This window comes from Saccharothrix sp. ALI-22-I (assembly GCF_001984175.1).
Taxonomy (GTDB): Bacteria; Actinomycetota; Actinomycetes; order Mycobacteriales; family Pseudonocardiaceae; genus Actinosynnema.
This window is the reverse complement of the sequence record NZ_MTQP01000049.1, coordinates 38,658-63,716: the sequence shown is the minus strand read 5'-3', so window position 1 is coordinate 63,716 and position 25,059 is coordinate 38,658. Positions and strand designations below refer to the sequence as shown.

At 72.1% G+C, this 25,059-nt stretch carries 20 protein-coding genes and 1 pseudogene; 4 read left to right on the top strand and 17 right to left on the bottom strand.

Annotated elements, in window-relative coordinates; genetic code table 11:
* Positions 1-40 precede the first annotated feature (40 nt).
* Positions 41-211 (bottom strand): annotated as a pseudogene (locus ALI22I_RS55505) (hypothetical protein); the annotation flags it as partial.
* 159 nt (positions 212-370) lie between these two features.
* A complete protein-coding gene (locus tag ALI22I_RS09960; protein WP_238598275.1) occupies positions 371-1,294 on the bottom strand; it encodes an ISL3 family transposase in 924 nt (307 codons plus the stop codon).
* 300 nt (positions 1,295-1,594) lie between these two features.
* On the opposite strand from ALI22I_RS09960, the gene ALI22I_RS09955 reads away from it, so the two are divergent.
* Positions 1,595-2,236 (top strand): carbonic anhydrase, encoded by a 642-nt coding sequence (locus ALI22I_RS09955; RefSeq protein ID WP_077005171.1) that lies wholly within the window; start codon positions 1,595-1,597, stop codon positions 2,234-2,236.
* Positions 2,237-2,288: 52 nt separating this feature from the next.
* Here the strand turns inward: ALI22I_RS09955 and ALI22I_RS09950 are convergent, their stop codons facing one another.
* Positions 2,289-3,266: an L-threonylcarbamoyladenylate synthase gene (locus ALI22I_RS09950; RefSeq protein WP_077005170.1), complete on the bottom strand. Its 978-nt coding sequence runs from the start codon at positions 3,264-3,266 to the stop codon at positions 2,289-2,291.
* A gap of 319 nt (positions 3,267-3,585) precedes the next feature.
* Here ALI22I_RS09950 and ALI22I_RS09945 point away from each other — a divergent pair, with 319 nt between their 5' ends.
* A complete protein-coding gene (locus ALI22I_RS09945; RefSeq protein ID WP_077005169.1) occupies positions 3,586-6,891 on the top strand; it encodes a protein kinase domain-containing protein in 3,306 nt (1,101 codons plus the stop codon).
* Positions 6,892-7,401: 510 nt separating this feature from the next.
* Here ALI22I_RS09945 and ALI22I_RS09940 read toward each other — a convergent pair.
* Positions 7,402-7,620, bottom strand: coding sequence for a hypothetical protein (locus ALI22I_RS09940; protein ID WP_143532104.1), 219 nt, complete (start codon positions 7,618-7,620; stop codon positions 7,402-7,404).
* Between the two features lie 445 nt (positions 7,621-8,065).
* On the opposite strand from ALI22I_RS09940, the gene ALI22I_RS09935 reads away from it, so the two are divergent.
* On the top strand, positions 8,066-8,296 hold the full coding sequence (locus ALI22I_RS09935; protein WP_077005167.1) for a hypothetical protein: 231 nt from the start codon (positions 8,066-8,068) through the stop codon (positions 8,294-8,296).
* 35 nt (positions 8,297-8,331) lie between these two features.
* Entirely contained in the window at positions 8,332-9,414 is a 1,083-nt protein-coding gene (locus tag ALI22I_RS09930; RefSeq protein WP_077005166.1) for an integrase core domain-containing protein, read from the top strand.
* A 210-nt stretch (positions 9,415-9,624) separates the two neighbouring features.
* Here ALI22I_RS09930 and ALI22I_RS09925 read toward each other — a convergent pair whose 3' ends face one another.
* Genes ALI22I_RS09925 through ALI22I_RS09865 form a run of 13 tightly spaced genes read right to left on the bottom strand, consistent with a single transcriptional unit; the run spans position 9,625 to position 25,054 of the window.
* Positions 9,625-9,864: an acyl carrier protein gene (locus ALI22I_RS09925; RefSeq protein ID WP_077005165.1), complete on the bottom strand. Its 240-nt coding sequence runs from the start codon at positions 9,862-9,864 to the stop codon at positions 9,625-9,627.
* 4 nt (positions 9,865-9,868) lie between these two features.
* Positions 9,869-11,125: an alanine racemase gene (locus ALI22I_RS09920; protein WP_238598252.1), complete on the bottom strand. Its 1,257-nt coding sequence runs from the start codon at positions 11,123-11,125 to the stop codon at positions 9,869-9,871.
* Positions 11,118-12,587 (bottom strand): class I adenylate-forming enzyme family protein, encoded by a 1,470-nt coding sequence (locus ALI22I_RS09915; protein ID WP_077005164.1) that lies wholly within the window; start codon positions 12,585-12,587, stop codon positions 11,118-11,120. Before ALI22I_RS09915 ends, ALI22I_RS09920 begins: the two co-directional genes overlap by 8 nt.
* An 8-nt stretch (positions 12,588-12,595) precedes the next feature.
* Positions 12,596-13,561 carry a 3-oxoacyl-ACP synthase III family protein gene (locus ALI22I_RS09910; protein WP_202970907.1) on the bottom strand — a complete coding sequence of 322 codons (966 nt, stop codon included), beginning with the start codon at positions 13,559-13,561 and terminating at the stop codon, positions 12,596-12,598.
* Entirely contained in the window at positions 13,558-14,607 is a 1,050-nt protein-coding gene (locus ALI22I_RS09905; RefSeq protein WP_077005231.1) for a MupA/Atu3671 family FMN-dependent luciferase-like monooxygenase, read from the bottom strand. Before ALI22I_RS09905 ends, ALI22I_RS09910 begins: the two co-directional genes overlap by 4 nt.
* A 5-nt stretch (positions 14,608-14,612) precedes the next feature.
* Positions 14,613-15,848: an MFS transporter gene (locus tag ALI22I_RS09900; protein ID WP_077005230.1), complete on the bottom strand. Its 1,236-nt coding sequence runs from the start codon at positions 15,846-15,848 to the stop codon at positions 14,613-14,615.
* Between the two features lie 5 nt (positions 15,849-15,853).
* The gene (locus tag ALI22I_RS09895) at positions 15,854-17,419 is read right to left on the bottom strand and encodes an amino acid adenylation domain-containing protein (protein WP_077005229.1); all 1,566 of its coding nucleotides are present in this window, start codon (positions 17,417-17,419) and stop codon (positions 15,854-15,856) included.
* A complete protein-coding gene (locus ALI22I_RS09890; protein ID WP_077005163.1) occupies positions 17,416-18,534 on the bottom strand; it encodes an HAD-IIIC family phosphatase in 1,119 nt (372 codons plus the stop codon). Before ALI22I_RS09890 ends, ALI22I_RS09895 begins: the two co-directional genes overlap by 4 nt.
* Positions 18,522-19,484, bottom strand: a complete 963-nt coding sequence (locus ALI22I_RS09885) for a 3-oxoacyl-[acyl-carrier-protein] synthase III C-terminal domain-containing protein (RefSeq protein WP_077005228.1) — start codon at positions 19,482-19,484, stop codon at positions 18,522-18,524. The genes ALI22I_RS09890 and ALI22I_RS09885 overlap by 13 nt, the downstream gene beginning before the upstream one ends.
* Complete coding sequence (locus ALI22I_RS09880; protein ID WP_077005162.1) at positions 19,481-20,596, bottom strand: acyl-CoA dehydrogenase family protein; 1,116 nt, start codon at positions 20,594-20,596, stop codon at positions 19,481-19,483. The genes ALI22I_RS09885 and ALI22I_RS09880 overlap by 4 nt, the downstream gene beginning before the upstream one ends.
* Entirely contained in the window at positions 20,593-20,862 is a 270-nt protein-coding gene (locus tag ALI22I_RS09875) for an acyl carrier protein (RefSeq protein ID WP_077005161.1), read from the bottom strand. Before ALI22I_RS09875 ends, ALI22I_RS09880 begins: the two co-directional genes overlap by 4 nt.
* Positions 20,859-21,713, bottom strand: coding sequence for a 3-hydroxyacyl-CoA dehydrogenase family protein (locus ALI22I_RS09870; RefSeq protein WP_077005160.1), 855 nt, complete (start codon positions 21,711-21,713; stop codon positions 20,859-20,861). The genes ALI22I_RS09875 and ALI22I_RS09870 overlap by 4 nt, the downstream gene beginning before the upstream one ends.
* Positions 21,710-25,054, bottom strand: coding sequence for a thioester reductase domain-containing protein (locus ALI22I_RS09865; RefSeq protein ID WP_077005159.1), 3,345 nt, complete (start codon positions 25,052-25,054; stop codon positions 21,710-21,712). The genes ALI22I_RS09870 and ALI22I_RS09865 overlap by 4 nt, the downstream gene beginning before the upstream one ends.
* Positions 25,055-25,059: the final 5 nt, after the last annotated feature.

The following is a 25,059-nucleotide window of genomic DNA, read 5'->3' as shown; positions in this document are numbered from 1 at the left end:
AGCACCGATGGCGTAAAGCTGGGTCTGCCTGATTCCGCAACTCCGCGGTGATCCGCGGCGACCCGTAGGTCCCGCAAGAGTCCTCGTGCGCCTGGGTGATCTTCACCTCCAGGTCCGCGCGACGCTGCCGACGTGGTGTCAACACCGTTGCCGCACAACGTTTCACGTACGCGTAGTAGCCGGAGGTCGACACACCCAGCAGCCGCGCCATGCGCCGGACGGAGAACCGCCCGCCCTCGGGCGGGACGGCGACGGTGGTACCGGTGACGTCGTCGGGGCCGGCGTACTCGGCCATCAGAGCGAACCGTTCCGGTTCTTCTGCATCGCGGCAAAGGCGAGTGGCCGGGCGGGATCTCACCGCCCGGCTCTCTCAGAACCGTGCGTAAGCGGTGTCGGCGTTCGCGCAGCGGCGCACGGTCTTGCGGTCCATGCCCAAGGCCTCGGCGATGGCCGTGATGGCCACGCCTTTGTCGAGCAGGTCGTGCACCGCGGCGTGGCGTCGACGGGTGTTGGCCGCCCGCTTTCCTTCCAGCTCGCCGGGCGCGGTCGCCTCGGCAGGCGCCGCCGATTCGGGCCCGCAGGGTTCGGCGTCGGTCGCGTGTTCGGGTGGTCGCAGGCAGTCGCGGTGGGCGGCGGCGATCTTCTCCACCGCGTCGCGGAGGTTGCGCCAGAGGTGGAACCGGTCGGCGACCTGCACCGCGTCCGGTGCGGCGTCGCGGGCGGCCTCGGCGTAGGCGGTGGCCCGGTCCCGGCAAACGACTCTGGTGCCGGGGTGGGCGCGCAGCCAGGCGGCCACCGGCTCTGCGGTGCGGTCGGGCAGCACGTCCACCAGGCGGCCGGACTCGATGTCGACCAGCACCGTCCCGTAGACGTGGCCACGGCGCAGGGCGAAGTCGTCCACGCCCAGCACCGCCACTGTCCCGACCTGGGGATCGGGCAGCGCGTGGACCAGGCGCAGCAGCGTGCTGTGAGCCGCGGGCAGCCCCGGCAGGGTTGCCAGTCGTGATCCGGCGCGACCGGCCAGCGCCAGGCCTACCTGCTCCAGTATCGTGCGCGCCAATCCCGTTCTGCGGGCGTGTTTCGCGGTCAGGCCCTCGACCTGCTCGGCGAATGTCCGCACCGGACAGTCGACACCGGCGCAGAAGTAGCGGCGCACGCGTAATCGCAGCACGACGGGCCGCCCGCCGATCGCGGCGTCAGCCAGCCTGCGGTCGTAGCGGCTGTGCACCCTGCTCGACCGCAGACCACATCCCGGACACAACGCGTCGGGCGTTCGAGGGCGAGCCCAGATCACGACGCTCGCGCCAATCGACTCGACCCGCTCGACAGCGACCTCGGCCAAGTGCGGCAAGAGAGCGGCAAGGCCATGATCAACACACACCGGCCATGATCACAGAAGACCCTCGCGCCGCGTTCCCAGTGCCATCTTGTTGATCACACAACCAGAAACAGAGCCCCGGGCCCGCCGCCTCCTGGCAGCTACCCGGACCGGACTCACACCGGCTGGCGACGACGAGCTTCTGATCAGGTCACGACCGCTGGACGATCACCTTCTGATCACTGGGCGCACCGGCTGTCGTATTAGGCTGGGGCTATGTCAGAGATCCAGTCGCCGACTCCCGCTGAAGCCTTCGAGCTGCTGCTTGCCGGCAACCGACGTTTCGTCGCGGGTGCTCCGCAGCACCCGAACCAGGATGCGGCACGGCGCGCCGAGATCGCACCGGGCCAGCGTCCGTTCGCCGTGCTGTTCGGCTGCTCCGACTCCCGACTGGCTGCGGAGATCATCTTCGATCGTGGTCTGGGTGACCTGTTCGTCGTGCGCACCGCAGGTCACGTGGTGGGAGCGGAGGTGCTCGGCAGCATCGAGTACGGGGTGGATGTGCTGGACTGCCCGCTGGTCGTGGTCCTCGGCCATGACTCGTGCGGCGCAGTCGGGGCCGCATCGGCCGCGGTGGAGAACGGGACCGCACCGGCCGGGTACATCCGGGACGTGGTCGAACGGGTGACGCCCAGTGTGCTGGCGGCGCGGGCCGCGGGTCGCGTGGGTGCCGACGACGTTCTCGCCGAGCACGTCCGGCACACGGTGGACCTGCTGTTGAACCGCTCCCGCGTCCTCGCCGAGCGGGTCGATGCGGGCCGGGCCGCTGTGGTGGGCCTGTGCTACCGCCTGGCCAACGGCCGCGCGGACGTGGTCGCGGACCGCGGCCTCGACGTCACCGCGCGGTCCGTATTGTGATCGGGCCTGGCTAGCCACCGAACCCACCGCTTCACCGTGGACTCGGTGCTGGTCATGTGGTGGATCGGGGTCCTGCGGCGCGGCGGAGCCGGTTGGCGATCGCGAGGCCCAGGCCTTCCTCCGGGGGCAGGGAGGCGACGATGAGGTCGCACCCCAACTGGTCGAGGTCGCGCAGGAACCCGTACAACCGGCGTGCGTAGGCGGCCATTGAACGAGGAACGGCCACCACGGCATGCGTCTTCACCGGCGCATCGGCCAGGGAGGGCGGAAGGATGACGCCGACCCGGTGTCCCGCCTCCTGCGCGAGCTCCACTTCGGTGAGAAGCGCCTCGGGCTCGACGAGGACCACCCGCGCACGCGGTGCGTAGTGCGACGGGTGTTGGCCCGGCACCCGGACGCGGCTCGTCGAGCCGACCGAGACCTGGCTGCCCAGTGCCGCTTCGAGTTCCTCGCGGGTCACCCCGCCGGGCCGGAGGATGCTCGGCGTCTCGCTGGTCGCGTCGACGATGGTCGACTCGAGGCCCACCTGACAAGGGCCGCCGTCGAGCACGAAGTCGACCGCATCACCGAGCTCCGCGCGGACGTGGTCCGCCGTGGTGGGGCTGACCGAGCCGAAGCGGTTGGCGGACGGTGCCGCGACACCACCGCCGAAGGCCGACAGCAGCGCCAGCGCCATGGAGTGGTCGGGCACACGCACGGCCACCGTCTCCAGCCCACCGGTCGCTTCGAGGGGCACCCGGGGTCCGCGCCGCAGGACCAGCGTGAGCGGCCCCGGCCAGAAGCGTTCGGCCAGCAGGCGGGCCGTGTCGGGCACGACCGTGACCCACTCGCCCAATTGCTCCGCGCTGCCGATGTGGACGATCAGCGGATGTGACGGCGGGCGGCCTTTGACCTGGAAGACGCGGGCGACGGCGGCGACGTCCTCGACGTTGGCACCCAGCCCGTAGACGGTTTCCGTCGGGATGGCCACCAGCCCTCCCGCACGCAGCACACCGGCCGCCTTGTCGATGTCACTGATTGCTGCCCTCACCCCGGTGAACCTCCACTGTTCCGCTCTGCAGCTCTCGCGGCTCCTTCGGCCGCGCACGAGCACCCGTCACATCCGTGCCGGATAGTCCGACCGGCAGCAACGCCGACTACATTGTCCTCAACGTCAAGGTCTGGTCCGCCGGGACGTCGTGACGACTCACCGCGTGCGCACCTGGATCCAGTCGTCGCGCACCGCCCACCCTCTGCCGCTGACCGCAAAACCGCCGGCCGGAGTGCAGGGCGTTCCGCTCGATAAACACCTGACAGACCGACGGTTGTCACCGTTAGCATCCGGTGATCGGTTGCCGAAGGGAGTCGGTGTGGAGCGGTGGTGGTTTCAGGAGGAGGTGTCGCCGTTCCGGTGGGAGCAGGACGCGCTTGAGCACGTCAAGCGGTCGGTGCGGAGGGAGTGGCCGTACCGGGCCTGGGCGACGTTCACGTTCACCGCGATCACTGGGCGGGTCAACGAGTGCGACCTGCTCGTCGCCGCTCCCGGCGGGCTGTTCCTCATCGAGATCAAATCGCATCCCGGCAGCTTACGGGCGCACACCGGCAACTGGCGGTTCAACGACGGCGGCACGCGGCGGGCGTTGCGCAACCCGCTGCACCTGCTGGACCGCAAGGCCAAGGAACTGAGGGCGGTGCTGGACCGCGCCGCCGGGCGGCTGGGCGTGTCCGAGAGGGTGCCCCGGGTGGAGCCGGTGGTGTTCCTGTCCGCGTCCGGTCTCGTCGCGGACATGGACGACGTTCAGCGCCAACGCGTCTACGGCCGCGACCGGGAGAGCACGGGGTTGCCGTGGCTGTGGCGTGACCTGCTCGGTGTCGACGGGACCGAGGTGTCTCCCGACTTCGCCCGTGATGTGCTGCCGAACCTCCTGGCGGAGGCCGACGTCGGGGCGGCCACCGCGCACCTGCGCTTCGGCGGGGAGTGGGAGCTCGACCGCAGGCCGCTCAACGTCGGGGTCGACTGGGAGGACCGGCTCGCCCGGCGCGACGGCGACATCGCGGAGGAAGGCCGGTTGCGCATCTACCTGTCGGCGGACCAGGCCACGGCCACGGCCAGGCGCGCGGTCGAACGGGCCGCCGAACGCGAGTACCGGGTGCTCCAGCGGATCGTGCACCGCGGTGTCGTGCAACCCGTCCGCTTCGGCCCGCACCCCGGCGGATGGGCGATCCTGTTCCGGCACAAGACATCTGACCTGCGGCTCGACGACCACCTCGAACTGCGGGAGCCAGCGTTGGCGCAGCGGCTGGACCTGTTGCGCCAACTGGCCGAGGCGGTCCACTACGCGCACGGGCACGCGTTGTGCCATCGCGCGTTGTCGGCCCGGTCGGTCTGGGTCAGCGCGGACGAGCGGCCGGTGCTGCGGATCGCGGACTGGCGGTCCGCGTTCCGCTTGGAGGAGCCGGCGGCGTCGGTCGGGCACACCATCGCGGCGTCCTTCTCCGACCCGGACGACCCCTACCTGGCGCCGGAATCGGAGATCCCGGGCGCAAACCCGGTCGCGCTCGATGTGTTCGGCCTCGGCGCGATCGCGTACCTGGTGCTGTCCGACGAGGAACCCGCGCGGCGGCGGGCGGAGCTGCGGGACCGGCTCGCCGTGGAGGAAGGTCTACGACCGCACCGCGGGGTGGCCGAGGGCTTGTCCGACCTGGTGTTCGACGCCACGCGGCCCGACCCGCGCCTGCGGTTGTCGGTCGACGGGTTCCTGCAGCGCCTTGACGCCCTCGAACGCGAGCACCTCGCCACCGACCACCTGCCCGCCGTCGACCCGCTGGTGGCAGTACCCGGCCAGTACCTGGAGGAGCGGTGGCTGGTCGAGCACGTGTTGGGAACCGGCTCGACCGCCCGTGCGCTCCAGGTGGCGCGCACCACCGCCGATGGCACCGTGGACCGGCGCGTCTTCAAGGTCGCGCTGGACGAGGAGCGGGCTGCCCGGTTGCGGGCCGAGGCCGACGTCCTGCGGCACGTCGGCGGCTCGGGTGTCGTGCGGCTGCTGGCCGGTCCGCGCGAGGTGCACGGTCGCACGGTGCTTGAACTGGAGTACGCCGGAAACCGGTCGGTCGGCGCGCGGCTGCGGGCAGAAGGACGGCTGGAACGCCCGGAGCTGGAGCGCTACGGCGTGCACGTGCTCCGCGGGCTGGCCCAGCTCGCCGCCGCAGGCGTGTTCCACCGCGACCTCAAGCCGGACAACTTCGGGCTCTGCGAACGCCCGGGCTCCGGCGTGGAGCTGGTCCTGTACGACTTCTCGCTGAGCGATGCCCTGCTCACGGAGGTCACCGTCGGCACGGGCGGCTACCTCGACCCGTTCCTCGGTTCCGCCCGCCGCCCGCTTTACGACGGCCACGCCGAGCGGTACGCCGCAGCGGTCAGCCTGCACGAGATGGCGTCCGGGGTCCTGCCGGTGTGGGGTGACGGGAGCGTGCACCCCGGCGCGGTGTCGGCCGACTGGCCGGAGCCGGCCGCCGACCGCTTCGACCCGGAGCTGCGCGCCGGCCTGACCCGGTTCTTCCAGCGGGCGCTGCACCGCGACGCCGAGCGGCGATACCCGGACTTGCCGTCGATGGAGGCGGCGTGGCGCGAGGTGTACGCGATCCGGCCGCGGTCGTTCGCCACAGGGGTGCGATTACGCGCTCCGGTGTGGACCCGGGCCCGTGTCCGTGCGCTGGTCGGGTTCGTCGCCGTGCTGTTGTCGACCGTGTCGGCGGCGTACGCGTTCGCGGTGCTGCAGCCGCCACAGTCGATGATCTGGACCTTGGTGACGCCGAGCGTGTCCAAGGTGCCGCCGCAACGGCCGCCCGGTCCGGTGTCCGTCGAGAACCCCCAGATGACCTTCACGATCACCAGCCTGCCGGGCGACGCGTTCGTCGCCGACACAGGAATCTTCGGTGGCGTGCAGTCGGAGTCGGTGTACTACGACGACCGTTGGCGATACCTCGGCGCAAACGTGAAGCTCTACCCGCCCGGCACGTTCGACCGCACCGCCGTCCTCGGCCGGCGGGCGTTCACCGTCGGCCCGCGAACCGCGTTCCACCTGGACGACTTCCCCGACCCCCACCCGCGCTCGGGCTGGACGTACACGACACCCGCGGTCATCGTGGAGTACGGCGCCGACACGTGGCTCGTGGTGCGAGGGTACGAGTGGACCGAGCGCGATGCGCTGGTGGACCTGGCAGGTCGGGTCGAGGTCGGCGCGCGGCGGCAGCTCCGGTATCCGATCCGGTTCAGCTACGTCCCCGGCGGGCTCGCCGTCTGCGGTGCCTACGACGGACTCAGCGACCCTTGGCGCGGCGCGAATGACGGCTGGCACGCCTACCTGCACCTGTGCGACGACAAGGCGAGCGAGTCCTCCACCGGTCACGGCGAGGCCGTGTTGGTCGACCTGTCCTCCACCAACCTCACCCCCGCACGTCCCGGATGGGACACCGACATAACGGGCCACACCACCTCTCTGGACGGCGGCCTTGTCGTCGACTGCGGCGCGTTCGGGGTGGCGATCGTCGTCCGGGCGACCCACCGTTCCCGCTACGCGGATGCCGACCTCGAACAAATGGCCCGCTCACTGGAGATCCGAGACATCGCCAACCCGACAACGTGGTTCACCGCGGCCGAAGTCATCGGCTGACCGGGTGCTCAGCCATCCGCGGAGCGCCGCATGGCAGACAGGTGGTTCAACCGGCTCGATCTCCTTGCCCCGCGCGTCGCCATTCGTCCCCAACGCCGTCCTGGTAGTACTTCGTCAGGTGCTGTTGGGCTGTGGCTTTGGGCGCGGGATGACACCCCGTTGGCTTCTGCGCAGGTGCCGGACTTCGTGTGGCACAACCTGCCTCAGTCGGATGTGATCGGCCATCAACGCCGTGGCGGAGAGCACGGCGTGGTGGTGTCTGTAGAAGAGGGTCAGTGGCGGTCATGTGGTCCTTCTTCCAATGGTCCGGAGGTGTCCTTGGGTCGGTCGACCGACGCCGCAACGCGCCGGCCGACAGTGACGGGGACGAGAGATCAGGCGGCGAGGACGGGCTCGTCGTACTCCAGCGGCGGCTAGCCCGGGGATTCGGCGACGCGGCCGACCAGCCACTCGGCCGCTGGCGGGGGTGACGGCGTTGCCCAGCTGTCTGATGCGCTCGCGACGGTTGTACTACAGGCGGTAGCCGTCCGGGAACGCCATCGCGGCGCGGATTTCGTCGGGTTCCAACATGCGGAAGGTGCAGCCCGCGATGGCGGACAGAAGGTCGCCTCGATCCTCAATACCACCGGTGGAGGAGATCCCGAACCAGGCGAAGTCGAGGGGCCGGGCTCCCAGCCGACCAGCGGCTGGTGGCCGGTGGCCGGTGGTGGTGATGGTGATGGTGCGCAAGGGCTCGGTCGCCGGAGTGCACATCATGCCGTCGCGGGCGCCGCGCGTGTGTTGCGCATCACCATGAGCCGCTGGCCTCGGGCAAACGGGCCGCGGGCATCACAGATCACGCGCCGAACAAGTCAGGCAGAACCCTCACGAACACCACCGCGCATTCGACAACCTCGGCCGCGGGCGAGTCCGGGTCCGTCGAGGGGTGCATCCTGTCAGGGCGCGCCGAGCGACCCCCGTCGTTGTTGGACGCCCTTCGCTCCACCCTGTTGGCGGGCGAGGGTGAGCAGCTTCGTCGGCTCCTCAAGGTGACACGCAGCTTCGCGGCCACCTCGGTCCGGGAACCCGAAACCGACGGCTTTCAACCCGACGTCGTACTGGCCGCCCCTGTCGTGGGCTTCATCGGCGCCGCAGTCAAGCCCTGCCGCAGAAGGCGAGCCACCTGGCCGCGGACGTGGTCCAGCGGTGGCTGCTCTCCGCATGGTGTGCCGGTGTTCCGATCGAGGTCCACATCGCCGACCCACGACGGCTGGCGCTGGCCGCTGCGCTGTGGTCGGAGGATGACATCTACGAGGCCCGGTTGAAAGCCGTCCTGCCTGCCTTGGCCATGCTCGGCGGATACCTCACGCCGGAAGCCCAGGCCGTGTTCAACCTGTGCCGCTCGAAAAGTCATCGTCGCTGGTAGAGCGCGGGGTGTCACCGTGTTGAGAGCATGTCCGGGTGATCGTGTCCATGCTGTACCAGGCGACCCGGAGGCTGCTGTCCGTTCCGTTGGTGCTGCTGCGCAGCGAGGCGGCGAAGGACGCCGAACTGCTCGTGCTGCGGCACGAGAACGCGGTCCTTCGTCGGCAACCGGCGGGTCCGGTCCGCTACGAGCCCGCGGACCGGTTCTGGTTCGTCGCCCTGTCCGGACTGGTGGACCGTCGCCGTTGGCCAGAGGTCTTCCCGGTCACGCCGGGCACCCTGCTCGCCTGGCACCGCAGGCTCGTGGCCCGCAAGTGGGACCACACCGCCCGTCGACGCACCGGACGTCCACCGACACGAGCGGCGATCAAGTCGCTCGTGCTGCGGCTTGCCAGGGAGAACCCGCGGTGGGGCCATCGGCGAATTCAGGGCGAACTGGCCGGTCTCGGCCACCGCATCGCCGCCTCGACGGTCTGGCGGATCCTGCACGAAGCGGGCATCGACCCGGCACCACGCCGCACCGGACCCACCTGGCGACAGTTCCTCAACGCCCAGGCCGAGAGCATCATCGCGGCGGACTTCCTCCACCTCGACACCGTGCTCGGCACACGCCTCTACGCACTGGCGTTTCTTGAACACGGCACCCGACGCCCGCACGTCACCGGCGTCACCGCCCACCCGACCCGGGAGTGGACGACACAGCAGGCCAGAAACCTCACCGCCGACCTCGGACACCGGATGGAGTCCTTGCGCTTCCTGCTCCGCGACCGCGGCGGCAAGTACAGCCAGGCGTTCGACGCCGTCTTCCACTCCGACGATCTCCACGTGATCAAGAGCGCGCCACAGGCACCGCGGATGAACGCCCACTGCGAACGGGTCATCGGCACCCTCCGACGCGAAGTCCTCGACCACATCCTGATCACCAGCGAAGGCCATGCACGCCAGGTCCTCAAGACCTACGAAGACCACTACAACCGGCACCGGCCTCACCAGGCCCGCGACCAACTACCACCCAACGTCCAGCAGCGCCCCACCGCCGTGCACAACCTCGACACCCACAGACTGCACCGCACCCGCATCCTCGGCGGCCTCATCAACGAGTACAGACATGCCGATTGACCAGCAAGGATGACTTTCGAGCGGCACAGCAGGAGGAACGAAGGCCGCCTTGCTGTAGGGGATGACGATCACAGCGCCACGACCCGTTACCCGGAATAGCTCAGTGCCTGATCGTGCGGCGTGGCGTCACGACTGCTGTACCTGATCTCCGTCCGACTCATCGGCTGGCTGGTCCTGCTCGGCCGGGGGAGCTTCCGTCGAACCGTGTGGTCAGGGCCGAGCGAGGGCCGAGTCCACCACCTGCCACAGGGAGCCGGCGGTGGCGAACGTCTGGTCGTTCAGCTCCTCGTCGGGCAGCGAGACGCCGAACACCTCTTCGATGCCGAACAGCACTTCCACCGCCTGCATCGAGTCCAGCCCGGCGTCGCGCAGGCGGGTCTCCTCGGTCAGCGGGGTGCTGCCCAGCAGCGGTAGCAACGAGGCCAGCAGCTCGGTGAAGCGGGCGTCCACGGCGTCAGTCCTTTCGGGTCAGGTGTATGCGGGAGACGTGGGTGATGGCGCCGTCCTCGACCGCCACCTCCACCGGCGCCGGGTGGCCCAGGAACGCGACGAGGCTCGCGTACAGGCCGTAGGCGCCGACGTTCGGAACCACCAGCACGTCACCGGGGGCCAGCGGAGGCAGCTCGGCGGCTCGTGACCAGGTGTCCAGCGGCGTGCACAGGGGTCCGGTGACGACGGTCGGCACCGGAGGCGCGCCCGACGACGGGCCGTGCAGCATCGGGTTCAGCGGCGGCAGGCGACGCAGACCGGACATGCCGCCCAGGTGGTTGATGCCCGACTCCAGCACGGCGATGTCCTTGCCGTGCGAGCGCTTCACGTCCAGGACACGGGTGATCAGAACGCCCGCCGTGGCCACGAGGTGGCGGCCGGATTCGAAGACGACCCTCGGCACGCCGCCCGGCCAGCCGGGGACGCGCTCGTCGAGCAGAGCCGCGAGACCGTCCCGCAGCGCCGCCAGGTCCACGGGGGCGCCGTCCCGGGCGAACGGCGCCGCGAACCCGCCGCCCAGGTCGAGCACCCGCACGCCGGTGATGTGCGGGGCGAGGATGTCGGTGAGCGTCTTCGCGGTGTCCAGCTCGCGGGCGAACTGGGCCAGCAGGGCGTCCACGCCGTCGACGTTGCTGCCCATGTAGAAGTGCAGCCCGATCACGGCGACGTGCGGCCGGTCGCCGAACGACGCCGGTTGCGCCCGCACCCAGGAGGCGTCCGCGCCGAACTGCGACGCCACGCCCGTCATGGCCAGCGCCCCGCCGGCCACCGGCTGGTCGTCGTTGATCCGCACCAGGCAGCGCACCCGCGCCCCGGCGGCGTCGGCGAGCCGTTCGAGCTGGTCGAGACCGGTCGGCGAGTCCACGCAGAACTCCCGCACCCCGGCGCGCAGCGCGGCGGCCACGTCGTCGTCCCGCTTGCCGGGGCCGGTGTAGAGGATGCCGTCGGCGGGCCAGCCGGCCTCTAGGGCCGCCTCCAGCTCGCCGGGCGAGCACACCTCGGCGGCCACGTCGGCCGCGCGCAGCGCACCCAGCACCGCCGGGTGAGGGTTGGCCTTGAGCGAGTAGTACAGACCGGTGCGCTCCGGCAGGGCGGCGCGCAGCCGGTCTGTGTTCGCCCGGACCTCGGTCAGGTCGTAGACGTAAGCGGGTGTCTCGATGCCGGCGCGCAGGACCGCGTCGACAGCGGCGTTCGCGGTGATGTCCGTGGCGGTGTCAGGCACCGGACACCACCGCGCGCAACGCCTTGCGGTCCACCTTGCCGTTGCGGGTCAGCGGGAGCGACTCGACGATCACGCACCGCCGGGGGATCTTGAACTCCTCGATCTCCGCCCGCATCCGGCGCAGCACCTCGTCCGGTGTGGACTCCCCCACCACGACCAGCAGCGCGGGCAGGCCGTCCAGCGGCGGGATCACGGCCGCGCGCTCCACGCCGGGCACGCGCCGGGCGGCGGCCTCCACCTCGGTGGCGCTGACCCGGAAGCCGCGTTCCTTGTAGATGTCGTCGACCCGGCCAACGAAGTACACGTAGCCGTCCTCGTCAACCCAGCCGTGGTCGCCGGTCCGCAGGCACGGGAACAGGCCCTCGGCACGGGGGAACCGGCGTTCGGTCAGGTCCGGCCGGCGCCAGTAGCCCGCCATCACGTTCGGGCCGCGCACGACCAGTTCGCCGATCTCCCGGGCGGGCAGGCGCTTGCCGGTGGCGTCGGCGGCGAACACCTCCGTGCCCGCCAGCGGCAGGCCGCACGAGCCAGGGCGTCCGCGGTCGCCGTCGGGCGGCATGATCGTGGCCCGCTTGCACTCGGTGAGCCCGAACATCAGCTGCACGGCCAGGGTCGGGATCGCCGCACGCAGGTTGTCCACCAGGTCCGGTGGCATGGCCGCGCCGGTGTTGGTGAGCAGCCGCAGCGACGGCGGCCGGGCGTCCTTGCGGCGCAGCAGCCGCAGCAGGGTGTCCGACACCGCCGGGACGGACGCCAGCACGGTCGCCCCCGACTCGTGCAGGTTGCGCAGCAACGACGGGCCGACCTCGGCGGGCATACCCAGGTGCACGCGCGCGCCGCTCACCGCGCCCAGGAACAGCTGGTACATGCCGTAGTCGAACGACAGCGGCAACGGGCAGTAGACGACGTCGTCAGGCCGGTAGGCCAGCGCGTCGTGGATCGCCAGCACCGCGAACACCGCCTGGGCGTGCGTGCTGACCACGGCGGCGGGTGAGGCACTGGTCGTGCCGGACGTGTAGATCAGGCACAGCGGGTCGACCGGGAGCGGTCCGTCCGCCACCACCCCGACCGGCTCCGCCGCCGCGAACAGCTCTTCCCGCGCGGCGGCGGAGGGCACGCCGAGGGCCGCCACCTCGTCGGTCTCCCCCACCACCAGTGCGGGTTCGGTCTCACCCAGCACGTGCTCCAGCGGGCGCCCCGAGGTCTGCTCGTGCAGCACGCAGAACACCGCGCCGATCCGCGACGTGGCGTAGAGCAGCGCCGGGACGAGCACCGAGGAGGGGCCCACGACCACCACGCGGTCACCACGCCGCACGCCCCGCGCGGACAGCCACGCCGCGCCGCGCAGACTCGCGTCGGCCAGTTCGCGGAAGGTCACCGACTCGGTGGTGGTAGACACGGCGGTTCGGTCGGGCCACCGCACGGCGGCGTCGTCGATCAGGTGGTGCAGTAGTGTCGGCATGGCTCCCCCTACCGTCGCCGCAGGGCGGTGATGCCCCAGCTGAAGCCGGTTCCGCTGGTCGCGAGAAGCACCGTGTCGCCGGGGCGCACGGCGTCGGTGGCCTCCAGCTCGGCCAGTGCGAGGAACGGGTCGGCGCACCCCATGTGGCCGTAGCGCTCGTAGTTGAAGACGCTGCGCCCCTCGGTCAGGCCGAGCTGCTTGAGCAGGCGCTCGTGCATCCGCCGGTCCATCTGGTTGATCAGCAGGTAGGCCACGTCGTCGGCGGTCAGGCCGAGCGCGTCGAGCGTGCCGGCGGCCAGGGCCAGGTAGTTGTCTAGGTAGGTCTTGGCCAGGGTGAGCTGGCGTCCGCGCCGCCGGGTGACCACCCGGCCGTCCTCGTATTCGCCCATGTAGAAGTCGCACCAGCTCGGGTCGGTGCGCATACGGCAGCTCAGCAGGTCGTAGCGCACGTCCTCGGTGCCGATGAGCACGGCCGCCGCGCAGTCGCCGGTGTTGAACAGCGACACCGACTCGGGGTCGGCGTAGTCCACGGTGCGGCTGGAGCGCTCGCCGAACAGCACCAGCGCGTAGCGCACCCGGCCCGCCGTCACCGCGTCGGCGGCGATCTGCACGGCCGTGGAGGACGCGGTGCAGAAGTTGACCACCTCGAAGCAGTGCGCGGAGGTGATGCCCAGCTCGTCGGCGACCTTGGCGGCGGGCGACCACGCGGGGCTGTCCCAGTCGCCGGAGCCCGCCATGACGACCTGCCCCACCTCGTGGGGCGCGATCCCGGCCCGGTCGAGGATCTTGCGGGCCACGTCGGCGACGAGTTCCCACGCCTCCTCGTGCTCGTCGAACACCGGGATCTGCCGGCTGTGCGTCCAGGCGAGGATGTCTGCCTCGGGCCGCCCGGACAGCTCGTGCATGTGCCGCACGGTCATCCGCCCACCGGGCAGGGCGAAGTCGAAGTCGATGATGCCGACCACGTCCGTCACGCGCCCTTCGGCCGGACGGCGGAGCGGGTCAGCTCGCGCAGTCGGTCCAGTTCGGACAGTCCTTTCAGGACAGTGTCGGTGGGCAGGCCGAAGTCGACCAGGCACGCCAGCTCGTCCACGCCCAACGCGGCGAACGACGTCACGGTGCCGGTCAGCTTGTCGACGGTGCCCAGCAGGCCGCCGTCGTCGTAGTAGCGGCCGAAGGAGTGGCCGACGATGGCGTCGATCGCGTCGTCGTCGAGCTTGGTCGGGTCGATGCGCCGCGCGCCGTCGACCTGGGAGCCCAGCAGCAGGCCCAGCGAGCTGCGCAGGTAGCGGCTCAGCGGCGGGCGCACGGTCTCGCGCACCTCGTCGTCGTCGGGACCGACGAACGCGTGGACCATCAGCACGACGTGGCCGTCCCAGCCGGTGACCTCCTCGCGGTAGGCGGCGATCTTGCCGACGAGCTGCGCTTGGTCCTGGCCGAGCAGGTGGGTGAGCACGCCGACGTTCGCACGCCCGGCGGCCCGGAAGGTCTCCACGCCGCCCGCGCTGGTCAGCCACATCGGCACCTCGGGCTGCACGGGCGGCGGGTAGACCTTCAGCGAGCACGGCGCGCCGACCCCGTCCACGGTGTCGAGCGCCTCGCCGCGCCACAACCGCCGCACCTCGTCGATGCGCCGCACGGTGATGGCGCGCCGGTCGGCGTAGTTGTCGCGGGCCAGTGCGAAGTCCGTCGCGTGCCAGCCGGAGGCGAACGACAGGCCGACGCGGCCGCCGGAGATGTTGTCCACCACCGACCACTCCTCGGCGATGCGCAGCGGGTCGTGCAGCGGCGCCACGACGCTGCCTGCGCGGACGTGCACGCGGGAGGTCACCGCGGCCACGGCCGCGCCGGTCACCGCCGGGTTCGGGTAGAGCCCGCCGAACGGGTGGAAGTGCCGCTCCGGCGTCCACACGGCGGTGAACCCGTGGGTGTCGGCGAACCGAGCGCCCTCCAGCAGCAGTTCGTAGCGGTCGTGGTCCGCTCCGCCCTCGTCGGCGAAGTAGAACAGGCTGAAGTCCATGTCCGTCATCCCGTCGTCGGGGAGGTGTCGACCGGTGCGTCGTGCCGGGTGCGCGCCGCCCAGCGGGCGATGCCCGGCGAGAGGAGACCGGCCGCCGCGAACAGCACGGCGAACACGATCCAGCCCGCGCCGCCGTAGCGGCTGAGCAGCACGGCGGCCAGCACGGGGGTGATGACCTGCCCGAGCTGGGAGGACATCGCGAACAGGCCCTGGTACTGGCCCTGGGCGTGCTCGGGCGCCAAGCCGAAGCCCAGCGCCCACGCGCCCGCGGCATGGAGCATCTCCCCCAGCACGTGCACGAACGCGCCGGTCAGCAGCAGCACCACGGCGAGCCACGTGGGCAGGCCCTCGGCCAGCGCGAACACCGCGCAGCACGCCGCGAGCAGCAGGCCTGCCACGCGCAGCGCCCGCGCGCCGCCGGGCACGTCGGAGGCGTTCTTGCCGATGTGCACCTGGAGCAGCACGACCGTGGCCGCGTTGAGCACCACGATCATCGGGAACAGCCACGTCGGCGCGGTGGTGCGCTCGGAGATCCAGATGGGCAGCGCCACCAGCAGGATGCCGGAGTGGGTGATCAGCACGGTGTTGAGCAGCGACACGACCGCGTACGGGGCGTCGCGCAGCACCGGCCAGATGGGCTGCTCGGGCGCGTGCGGCGCGGGTGGGACACGGGGCACGCGCAGGTAGGCCAGCCCCGACAGCGCGAACAGCGCGCCCGCCGCGAACAGCAACCCGACGTACACGCCGGGGGTGTCCAGGTAGAGCCCGACGGCACCGGCCGCCGCGCCCGCCACGACGCTGAGGTTCGCCGCCGCCCGCAGGTAGGACGAGGCTTTGACCCGTTCGGCCGGTTCCACCAGTCCGGCGATCAGCGCGTTGCCGGTGGCGTCGGTGGCCGCCTCGACCGCGAGCACCAGCCCGCTGATCACGAGCAGTCCCACGAAGTCGCCGACGAGCGGGTAGCCGCACACGAACAGCCCCAGCAGGAGCAGCAGGCCGATGGTCACGTCGCGCGGCCCGCGCGCGTCGGCGAGGCGCCCAGCGGGCACGGCGGCGAACAGGCCGACGATCGCGCCGACGCTCAGCGCCAGCCCCACCTGGTCGGTGGCGATGTCGACGGTGCGGGTGAAGTACAGCACCGCGACCGACATGAGGATTCCGTTGGCGGCGGTCTTGGACACGTGGCTGACGCACAGCGTGCGGATCGGCCCGGCCGGCGGGATCAGCTCCTTGAGCGACATGCGCGTCACGCTCCCACGGTCGGTTCGAGCCGGAGCGCGTCCAGTGCGAGGTCCCGCAGCGCCGTCCGGTCGGTCTTGCCGTTGGCGTTCAACGGCATCTTCGGCACGTGGTGCCAGTGCCGGGGCACCATGTGCACCGGCAGCCGGGAACGCAGCCAGCGCACCAGTTCGCGCGACGGCGTCGGCGTGCCGGTGTGGCAGGCGATCAGCCGCAGGTCTTCGTCCACGCGCACGGCGAGCACCACGGCGTCGTCGATTCCGGGGTGCCGCCGCAGCGCCGTCTCGATCTCGCCCAGCTCCATGCGGTAGCCGCGCACCTTGACCTGGTGGTCCATCCGCCCCAGGTGCACCAGCTCGCCGTGCTCGGTGCGCACGCGGTCGCCCGTGCGGTAGTAGTCGCCCGGCTCCACCGGTCCTTGCACGGGCACGTACCGGTCGCCGTCCGCGCGCAGGAAGCGGCCGGTGTCGTCGGCGGGGTCGACGTAGCCGTCGAACCGCTGGGAGCCGCGCACGCACAGCTCGCCGTCGGGCGCGGGCCGGCCGGCCTCGTCCACCACGACGTGGTCGAGGAACTCGTACACCGGTCCGATGGGGACGGTGTCGTTGGACGTGGCGGGCCACGCCGCCGGGTCGGCGGGCAGGCGGTACTCGGTGCAGGCGATGGTCAGCTCGGTGGGGCCGTAGACGTTGTCGATGACGGTGCCCGGTGCGACCTCCCGCCACGCGGCGGCGGTCTTGAGCGTGAGCTGCTCGCCGATGAACACGCTGTGCCGCACGGAGGTCGCGAGACCGGTGGGCAGCGTGCCGAGCTGGCCGCCGACGGTGACCACCGACGGCACCGAGAACCAGTGCGTGATACCGCGTTCCACCAGGTAGGTGACGGGGTTGAGCAGCTCGGTGCGGTCGGGGCACACCAGGGTGGCGCCCGCGCCCCACGTGACGAACAGGTCGAACACCGACGGGTCGAAGGTCAGGTCGAACGTGTGGGACATGCGGCAGCCCGGCCCGACGGCGAAGCGGGCGATGTTGCGCGCCAGGTACGGGTCGACGTTGCGGTGCCGGATCGGGACGCCCTTGGGCCGCCCCGTGGAGCCGGAGGTGAACAGCACGTAGGCCACGTCGTCGGGCCCGGCAGGGCTCGGCGGCAGGTCGGCCGGGGAGGCGTCGAAGACCTCGTCGTCGGTCAGCCGCAGCACGGTGGCGGGCGTGTCGCCGAGTCCGGTGTCCAGTTGCGGGCCGCCGGACGGGTCGGCCAGCAGCACGTCGAACGGCGAGGTGTCGGCGATGAGCCGGTTGCGCCGCACGGGGTGGTCGACGTTGAGCGGCACGACGGCCGCGCCGAGCCGCTGCACGGCCAGGTACCCAGCGAACGCCACCAGGCTGCGGTTGGCCAGCAGCGCCACCCGGTCGAGCCGGTCGCCGTGCGCCGCGCGGATGCGGGCGGCCAGCGCCGCGGCGCAGCGGTCCAGCTCGCGGTAGGTCAGCGCGCGGTCGGCCAGTTCCAGGGCGGTCGCGTCGGGGTGGTGGCGCACGGTGTCGGCGAACCACTGAGGCAGCGTGCGGGCGCTCATGCGGACACCCACCCGGTGGGCACCGCGTCCGTGGCGAACGGCACGGGTGCGGTAACCGTCATCGTGGTGGGCGCCTGTTGCGGCGCGGGCACCAGGTGCAGGTGCTCGACCTCGCCCGCCGGCAGGTCGGCCAGGCACGGGCACGCCTCGTCGGTGAACCCGGCGAACCGGTAGGCGATCTCCATCATCCGGTTGCGGTCGGTGCGCCGGAAGTCGGCGACGAGGTGCGCCCCGGCGGCGTGCGCCCGGTCGGTGAGCCAGCGCAGCAGGATCGCGCCCACCCCGAACGGCACCACGCGGCACGACGTGGCCAGCAGTTTGAGGTGCCACAGCGCGTCCCGGCGGGCCAGCAGCACGAGGCCGACGGCGCCGTGCGAGCCGAACCGGTCGTCCAGGGTCACGACCAGCACCTCGTGGCCGGGGTCGGAGAGCAGTTCCAGCAGCTCCTCGGCCGGGTAGTGCACGCCCGTCGCGTTCATCTGGCTGGTGCGCAAGGTCAGCTCCTCCACGCGCGCCAGGTCGGCCTCCGTCGCTCGCACCACGGCCATGCGCTGCTCCAGCGACCGCAGGAACTCGTCGTCGGCCCCGGCGAAGCTCTCCCGCTCGGCCTCCCGCCGCACGCCCGCCTGGTACATGGCGCGGCGGTTGCGGGAGTCGGCGGTGACCGCCGCCGGGGTGAACTCCGGGCGGTCGAGCAGCGTCACGGCCTCCTCGGCCGGGTAGCAGCGCACGTCGGGAAGGTGGTGGGCCACCTCGGCGCGCTCGACCGGCTGGTCGTCGATGAACGCGATGGTGGTGTGCTTGAAACCCAGCTCGTCGGCGATGGAGCGCACGGCCTCGGACTTGGCGCCCCAGCCGATGCGCGGCAGCACGAAGTACTCGGCCAGTCCCAGTTCCTCCAGCAGCGGCCAGGCGTGGTCGTGGTCATTGCGGCTGGCCACCGACTGGAGGATGCCGCGCCGGTCGAGTTCGAGCACGACCTCCCGGACTTCCTCGGACACCACCACCTCGCCGTCTTCCAGCAGGACGCCCTTCCACAGCGTCTGGTCCAGGTCCCACACGAGGCACTTCACCGTCTCGGCGCGCACCGCGTCCCCCTCGGTCAGATCCGCCACAACGTCACCGCCCACGCGGCGACGGGGCTGTTGTTGAGCACCAGCACGTGATCTCCCTCGGCCAACCCGCCGGTGCGCAGCAGCCGGTCCAGGTTGAGCACTACGTCCATGGCTCCCAGGTGCCCGTAGCGGCTCAGGTGCCCGCCGCACACAGGGTCGATGTCGATTCCCAGCAGCGATCGGTAGAAGTCGTAGGCGGAGGAGGTGACGTTCTGCATGAGCGCCGTGCGCACGTCGCCCTTGCCGAGCCCGGCCTCGGCCAGCACCTCGTCGACCATGCGGCTCAGCCGCATCCGGCTGTGCAGGGCCAGTTCGAACCGGTAGCGGTCCGGGGAGGCGCACTCCTCGCGCCACTCGTACCAGGGCGCGGACTTGTAGTCGACGCCGAACAGGTCGTGGAACGTCCCGTCGGTCTCCTGCCGGTGCGCCACCAGTTCGGGCCGTCCGCCGCGCACCAACGTCATGGCGTAGGCGCCGTCGCCGATGACGGTCACCGGGAACCGCACCCGGTCCGCGCCGGTCGGCCTGCTGGCGTGCGTGATCAGCACGGCCTCGCGGTCGGGGCGGGCGGCGAGCAGGTCGGCGGCCAGTGACCACGCGGCGCTGGACCCGGTGCACCCCAGGCCGTCCACGGTGAACGCGAACGCCTTCGCCAGCCCGCTCTCGGCCTGCACGCGGCCGACGTCGGAGCCCAGGAGCACGTCCGGTGCGCGCGGTCCGACCATCAGCAGCACGTCCGGGTCGACGGGGTGTTCGACGAGCAGTTCCCGGCACGCCCGCACGGCGAGGTCCCCCGCGGACACCTCGTCGAACACGCCCACGGTGTCGATGCCGCAGGTCTTGACGAACTCCACCGCCTCCGGCTCCAGCAGCCCGACCTCCGGCAGTCCGGCCACGTCCACCACCTGGTCGGGCAGCACGCAGTGGATCGCCCCGACGCCCACGCTCATGCCCACACCGCCAATGCCCGTTCGGCCAACAGCAACGTGCTGATCTCGTTGCTGCCCTCGATGAGTTCCATCAGCTTCGCGTCGCGGTGGGCACGGGCGACCGGGTGGCCGTCGCGTGCGCCCGCCGACGCCATCACCTGCACCGCCCGTGACGCGCCGCGCGCCGCGGCGACCGCCCCGTGATGCTTGGCCAGCACGGCGGCGGACACCAGTTCCGGGGTGCTCTCGTCCCAGCAGCGCGAGGCGTGCTCGCACAGCCGGGTCGCGGCCTGCTCGGCGACGTGCAGCTCCGCCAGGTGCTCGGCCACGAGCTGGTGCTCCGCGAGCGGCCTGCCACCCTGGCGCCGAGTGCGGGAGTGGGTCGCGGTGGCGGCCAGGCACGCCCGCAGGATGCCCACGCACCCCCACGCCACCGACAGCCGCCCGTAGGTCAGCACGGGCGTGACCAGCCACTCGACCGGCAGCCCGGCGCCGCCCAGCACGTGGTCGGCGGGCAGCCGGACCTCGTCGAGCAGTACGTCGGCGTGCCCGGCCGCGCGGCAGCCCAGCGGGTCGGGCACGCGGGTGACCGTGACGCCCGCGGCGGAGGTGGGCACGAGCACGGCCGCCGCGCCGTCGCCGTAGCGGCCGAAGACCAGCACCACGTCGGCGTACGCGGCTCCGGTGACCCACACCTTCGCGCCGCTGACCACGACCTTGTCACCGTCGACCTCGATGCGCGCGGCCATGCCGGACAGGTCGCTGCCCGCGCCGGCCTCGCTGAACGCGACCGCCGCCGTCGTGCCGCCCGCGAGCCGGGGCAGGTGCTCGGCGTGCTGCTCGGGCGAGCCGAGCCGGGACACCGCCCAGGCGACCATGCCCTGCGAGGTCATCAGGCTGCGCGTGGACGAGCAGAGCGCGCCCACGTGCGCCGTCAGCTCTCCGGTGTCCACACTAGACAGTCCGAGGCCGCCGAACCGCGCGGGCACCTGCGGGCACAGCACGCCCGCCGCCGCGAACGCGCGGACCACGTCGTCGGGCAGGCGGCCCGCGAGGTCCCAGCCGCCCGCGCGGTCGCCGACGAGGTCCGCGGCCAACGCCGCCGGGTCGGTCATCGCCGCCGGGTCGGTCATCCCCGTGCTCCACCCGAGCGCACGACCAGCGCCGTCATCGCGTCCACGGTCCGGAAGTTGTCGATCTTCAGGTCCTCGCCGCCGACGGTGACGCCGAACGCGTTCTCCAAGTGCACCACCAGTTCCAGCGCGAACAGCGAGGACACCAGGCCGCCCGCGAACAGGTCGAAGTCCGGCTCCACCTCGGCCTTGGCGCGCTGCTTGAGGAATTCGAGCAGGTTGCGCCGCACGTCATCGGCGTCGCGGGTTTCGGCAGTCGTCGTCACAGCACACCTCCGTGGTCGTAGAAGCCCTTGCCGGTCTTGCGGCCGTGCTCGCCGGCCTTCACCTTCGTCACCAGCAGGTCGCACGGGCGGTAGCCCTCGTCCCCGGTGCGGTCGAGCAGGACGTGCAGCGAGTCCACGACGTTGTCCAGGCCGATGAGGTCGGCGGTGCCGAGCGGACCGGTGCGGTGGCCCAGGCAGCCGGTGAACAACGCGTCCACCGCCTCGGGCGTGGCGATGCCCTCCTGCACGATCCGCGCGGCCTCGTTGATCACCCGCTGGAGGATGCGGTTGACGACGAACCCCGGCCCGTCGCCGACGACCACCGGTTGCTGCCCCACTTCCCCGAGCAGTTCCAGCACGGCGGCCAGCGCCACGTCCGAAGTGCGGGGACCCCGCACCACCTCGATGGTCTTGATCAGGTACGGCGGGTTCATGAAGTGCGCGCCCAGGAACTCGTCCGGGCGTGCCGCGGCCTCGGCCAGCTCGTCGACCGGGATGGCGGAGGTGTTGGTGACCACCGGTGTGCCGGGGCGGATCACGGCCGTGGCGGCGGCGAGCACCTCCTTCTTCAGCCCGGGTTTCTCCGTCACGGACTCCACCACGGCGCGTGCGCCGACGATGGCGGAGAGGTCGGTGGTGGTGATCAGCCTGCCGTCGGCGCTCTCCCGCGGCAGCCCGCCCATGAGCCTGCCCAGTTTGAGCTGCCGTGCGACCTGCGCGAGGGCGCGTTCCAGCACGGCGTCGTCCACATCGACCAGCACCACGGGCAGTCCGTGGCCCAGCGCGAGCGTGGCGATGCCCGTGCCCATCACGCCCGCGCCCAGCACGGCCACCGGATCGGTGTTCGTCATCGTCCCTCCCCCACGAGTACGGCGGTGTCGGCGGCCAGTTCGGGCAGCAGCGCGCCGAACAGCTCGTCGGTCCGCGCTAGGTAGGTCAGACCCGCGCGCAGCGTCGGACCGGTGAGCGCCGGGTCCATGCCGGTGCGGCGCAGCCACGGCAGCCAGCCCGCCGCCTGCACGGGCGGCGCGCCGGGCTCGTTGCCCTCCAGCTCCAGCAGTGCGGCGGTGGACAGCAGCGGGTTGCCGGTGGCCTTGGCGCGCTCGCGGACCAGCTGCTGCCAGCGGTCCAGTGGCAGCGGGGTGGTGGGCAGCCCGGCCTCGGCGAGCAGGCCGAACATCTCGCGCAGCCCGAGCAGCGTCTCGCCCACCAGGTGGTAGGCGCGGCCCACGGAACCGCGTGACATGCCCAGTTCGACGATGGCCCGTGCCACGACGTCCACCGGGGCGAAGTCGTGCGACCGGTCGTCCACGGGGTGCGCGCCGACCGCGACGCCCGCCGCGAGCACGAAGTAGATCAGGTCGCGGTTGTTGCCCGCGCCGGTCTGCGAGGAGGACATGATCAGGCCGGGCCGGAACACCCGGACCCGCATCCCGTCGAGGTCGGCGCGGTCCAGCAGCCGTTCGGCGACCCACTTGGTGACGCCGTACCCGCCGAGGCGGGGGTCCAGCGGCTGCTCGCGGATCTCCAGGATGCGGTCGGCACCCGGTGCGGGCGCGGTGGCGGCGGCCGTGGAGACGTGGCTGAAGTCGCGGATGCCATGGGCGCGTGCCCAGGTCAGCAGCGACACCATCGGCAGCACGTTGTCCTCGCGCAACGTCCGGTAGGGCTCGGTGAACACCACCCGGGCCGCGCAGTGCAGCACGTGGCCGACGCGTGCGCCCAGTTCGCCGCCGCGGAAGTCCGCGCCGACCCGTTCGATGTCCTTCAGGTCGCCCGGCACGGCGACGACGCGGTCGGCGTCGGGCTCGGGCAGCAGGAACCGCCGCGCGCCCGCCCGCAGCCGGGCCATCGCGGCGGCCTCGTCGTCGGCGCGGACCAGGCAGTAGACGCGGCCGGTGGTGCGCTGCTGCAACTCGTGCAGCAGGAACGCGCCCAGGTAGCCGGTGGCGCCGGTGAGCAGCACGTCCCGGCCGCGCGTGGCGACCGGGTTCACCGGCCCCAGCGGCAGTTGCAGGTCGGCGTCGACCAGGCCGTTGTCGTCTTCGTCCATCCGGTCCACGCGCGGCTGGTCGTCGGCGCTGGTGAGCAGGCCGCGCACGAGCGCCGCGACGCGGTGCGGCGTGGCGCGCGTGCCGCCCGCCCGGTGCACGTTGACCAGCACGTCGAAGCGGTCCTGCAACTCCAGCACCAGCTGCACCGACAGCAGCGAGGTGCCGCCGCAGTCACCGAACTCCGCGTCCGGGCCCAAGCTGTCGTCACCGAACAGCTCCCGCCACACCGCGAGCACCTGCTCCTCCACCGAGTCGGCGGAACCGGCGGGCGGCGCGGGGGCGGACTCATCGAGCGCCAGGTCGTCCAACGCCCAGTGGCGCTTGCGGTCGAACGGGTAGGTCGGCAGCGCCACGCGCCGCCCGCGCCCACCGTCCACGGCCGCCCAGTCCACCGGCACGCCGTGCAGCCAGGCGACGGCCAGCGCGGCGTCGGCGTCGGCGTCGGCGTCGACCACGACCCGGTACCGCTCCCCCGCCCCGTCGTCGGTGCTCACCACCTCGGTGTCGGCGGGCAGCGCCGCCAGCAGTGCCTTGGGCGGCTCCACGCCGTCCGGTGCCACGACCAGCGCGCCGCGTTCGGCGGCACGAGCGGTGCGGGCGAACGGCGGTCGGGGCAGGCGCAGCGCGGCGGCCAGCTTGTCGGCGGGCGCGTCCACGACGCGGCGTTCGGCGAACGAGTGCCGCCCGACGCGCAGCGTGTGGGCGACGTCGCCGAGGTGCGCACCCCGATCCACGGTGTCGGCCAGCGCCTTCGACAGCCGGTCCAGCTCGACGCGGGTCCGCGCGGACAGCACCAGCCGCACCCGGTCCGACGACGGCGCCGAGGGTCGCACCGGTTGCGGCGGCGGACCCAGCACGGCGGCGGCGTTGGCCCCGCCCATGCCGATGGAGTCGACGAGCACGTGCCGGTCGGCGTCGGTGCACGTCCGGCCGGTCGTCGTGATGAAGAACGGGCTGCTCTCCAGCAGCGCGGCGTCGCGCGGGCGCTCGTAGGTCGGGTGCGGCGGCAGTTGACCGGTCCGCGCGATGTGCACGGCCTTGATGAACCCGGCGATGCTGGACGCCGGACCGGTGTGGCCGATGTTGGCCTTGACCGAGCCCAGCCCGCAGAAGCCCATCTTCTCCGTGGTGCGGCGCAACGCCTCGGTCAGCGCGGACAGCTCCACGTGGTCGCCCAGCGGCGTCGCGGTGCCGTGCGCCTCGACGTAGCGCAGCGCGTCGGCGGGCACGCCGGACACCCGCAGCGCGGCCGACACCACGGCGGCCACCCCGTCCGGGGAGGGCGCGGCGAAGCCCGCCTTGGCGTTGCCGTCGTTGCCCACGGCCGTGCCCTTGAGCACCGCCAGCACCGGGTCGCCGTCGGCGAGCGCGTCGGACAGCCGCCGCAGCGCCACGACCCCGACGCCGGAGCTGTAGGTGGTGCCGGTGGAGCGGGCGTCGAACGAGCGGCAGTAGCCGTCGTCGGACTGCCCGCCGTCGGGGCGGTAGCGGTAGCCGCGCACCGGTTCCAACACGGTCGCGCCGCCGGCCAGCGCGATGTCGCACTCGCCGGACAGCAGGCTCAGCGACGCGTAGTGCACCGCGTACAGGGCCGAGGAGCACGCGGTCTGCACACTCACCGCCGGTCCGCGCAACCCGAGCTTGTAGGCGGTGCGGGAGGTGAGGAAGTCCGGTTCGCCGCCCAGCGTGAGGTCCAGGTCGTCCACGGCGTCGGCCAACCCCACCCGGCGCACGGCCGCCGCGAGCAGCGCCGTGGAGTAGGTCCCGGCCGCGCTGCCCGCGAACACGCCCACCACGGGCCCGTCCGGGCGCGGCGGGTGGCCCGCGGACTCCAGCGCCTCCCAGGCGTTCTCCAGGAACAGCCGCTGCTGCGGGTCCATGCCGCGCGCCTCGCGCGGGGTGTAGCCGAAGAACTCGGCGGCGAAGTCGGCCACGCCCGGCAGCGACGTGCCGATGCGCACGTAGTCCGACCGCGCGATCCGCTCGTCGGGCACCCCGGCCTCGCGGAGCTGCGCGTCGGTCAGCTCTCGCATGGAGACCAGGCCGCGGTCGATGTTGGCCCAGTACTGCTCGGGGGTGACGGCGTCCGGGAAGCGGCACCCCACTCCGACGACGGCGATGTCGAGATCGGCGGACACGACCC

Bases quoted from the DNA above. Each gene is read 5' to 3' on its own strand.
- ALI22I_RS09895 (WP_077005229.1), bottom strand. From the start codon at position 17,419: ATGAGCGCCCGCACGCTGCCTCAGTGGTTCGCCGACACCGTGCGCCAC.
- ALI22I_RS09880 (WP_077005162.1), bottom strand. From the start codon at position 20,596: ATGACCGACCCGGCGGCGATGACCGACCCGGCGGCGTTGGCCGCGGAC.
- ALI22I_RS09870 (WP_077005160.1), bottom strand. From the start codon at position 21,713: ATGACGAACACCGATCCGGTGGCCGTGCTGGGCGCGGGCGTGATGGGC.
- ALI22I_RS09915 (WP_077005164.1), bottom strand. From the start codon at position 12,587: ATGCCGACACTACTGCACCACCTGATCGACGACGCCGCCGTGCGGTGG.
- ALI22I_RS09905 (WP_077005231.1), bottom strand. From the start codon at position 14,607: ATGGACTTCAGCCTGTTCTACTTCGCCGACGAGGGCGGAGCGGACCAC.
- ALI22I_RS09900 (WP_077005230.1), bottom strand. From the start codon at position 15,848: ATGTCGCTCAAGGAGCTGATCCCGCCGGCCGGGCCGATCCGCACGCTG.
- ALI22I_RS09955 (WP_077005171.1), top strand. From the start codon at position 1,595: ATGTCAGAGATCCAGTCGCCGACTCCCGCTGAAGCCTTCGAGCTGCTG.
- ALI22I_RS09885 (WP_077005228.1), bottom strand. From the start codon at position 19,484: ATGAGCGTGGGCGTCGGGGCGATCCACTGCGTGCTGCCCGACCAGGTG.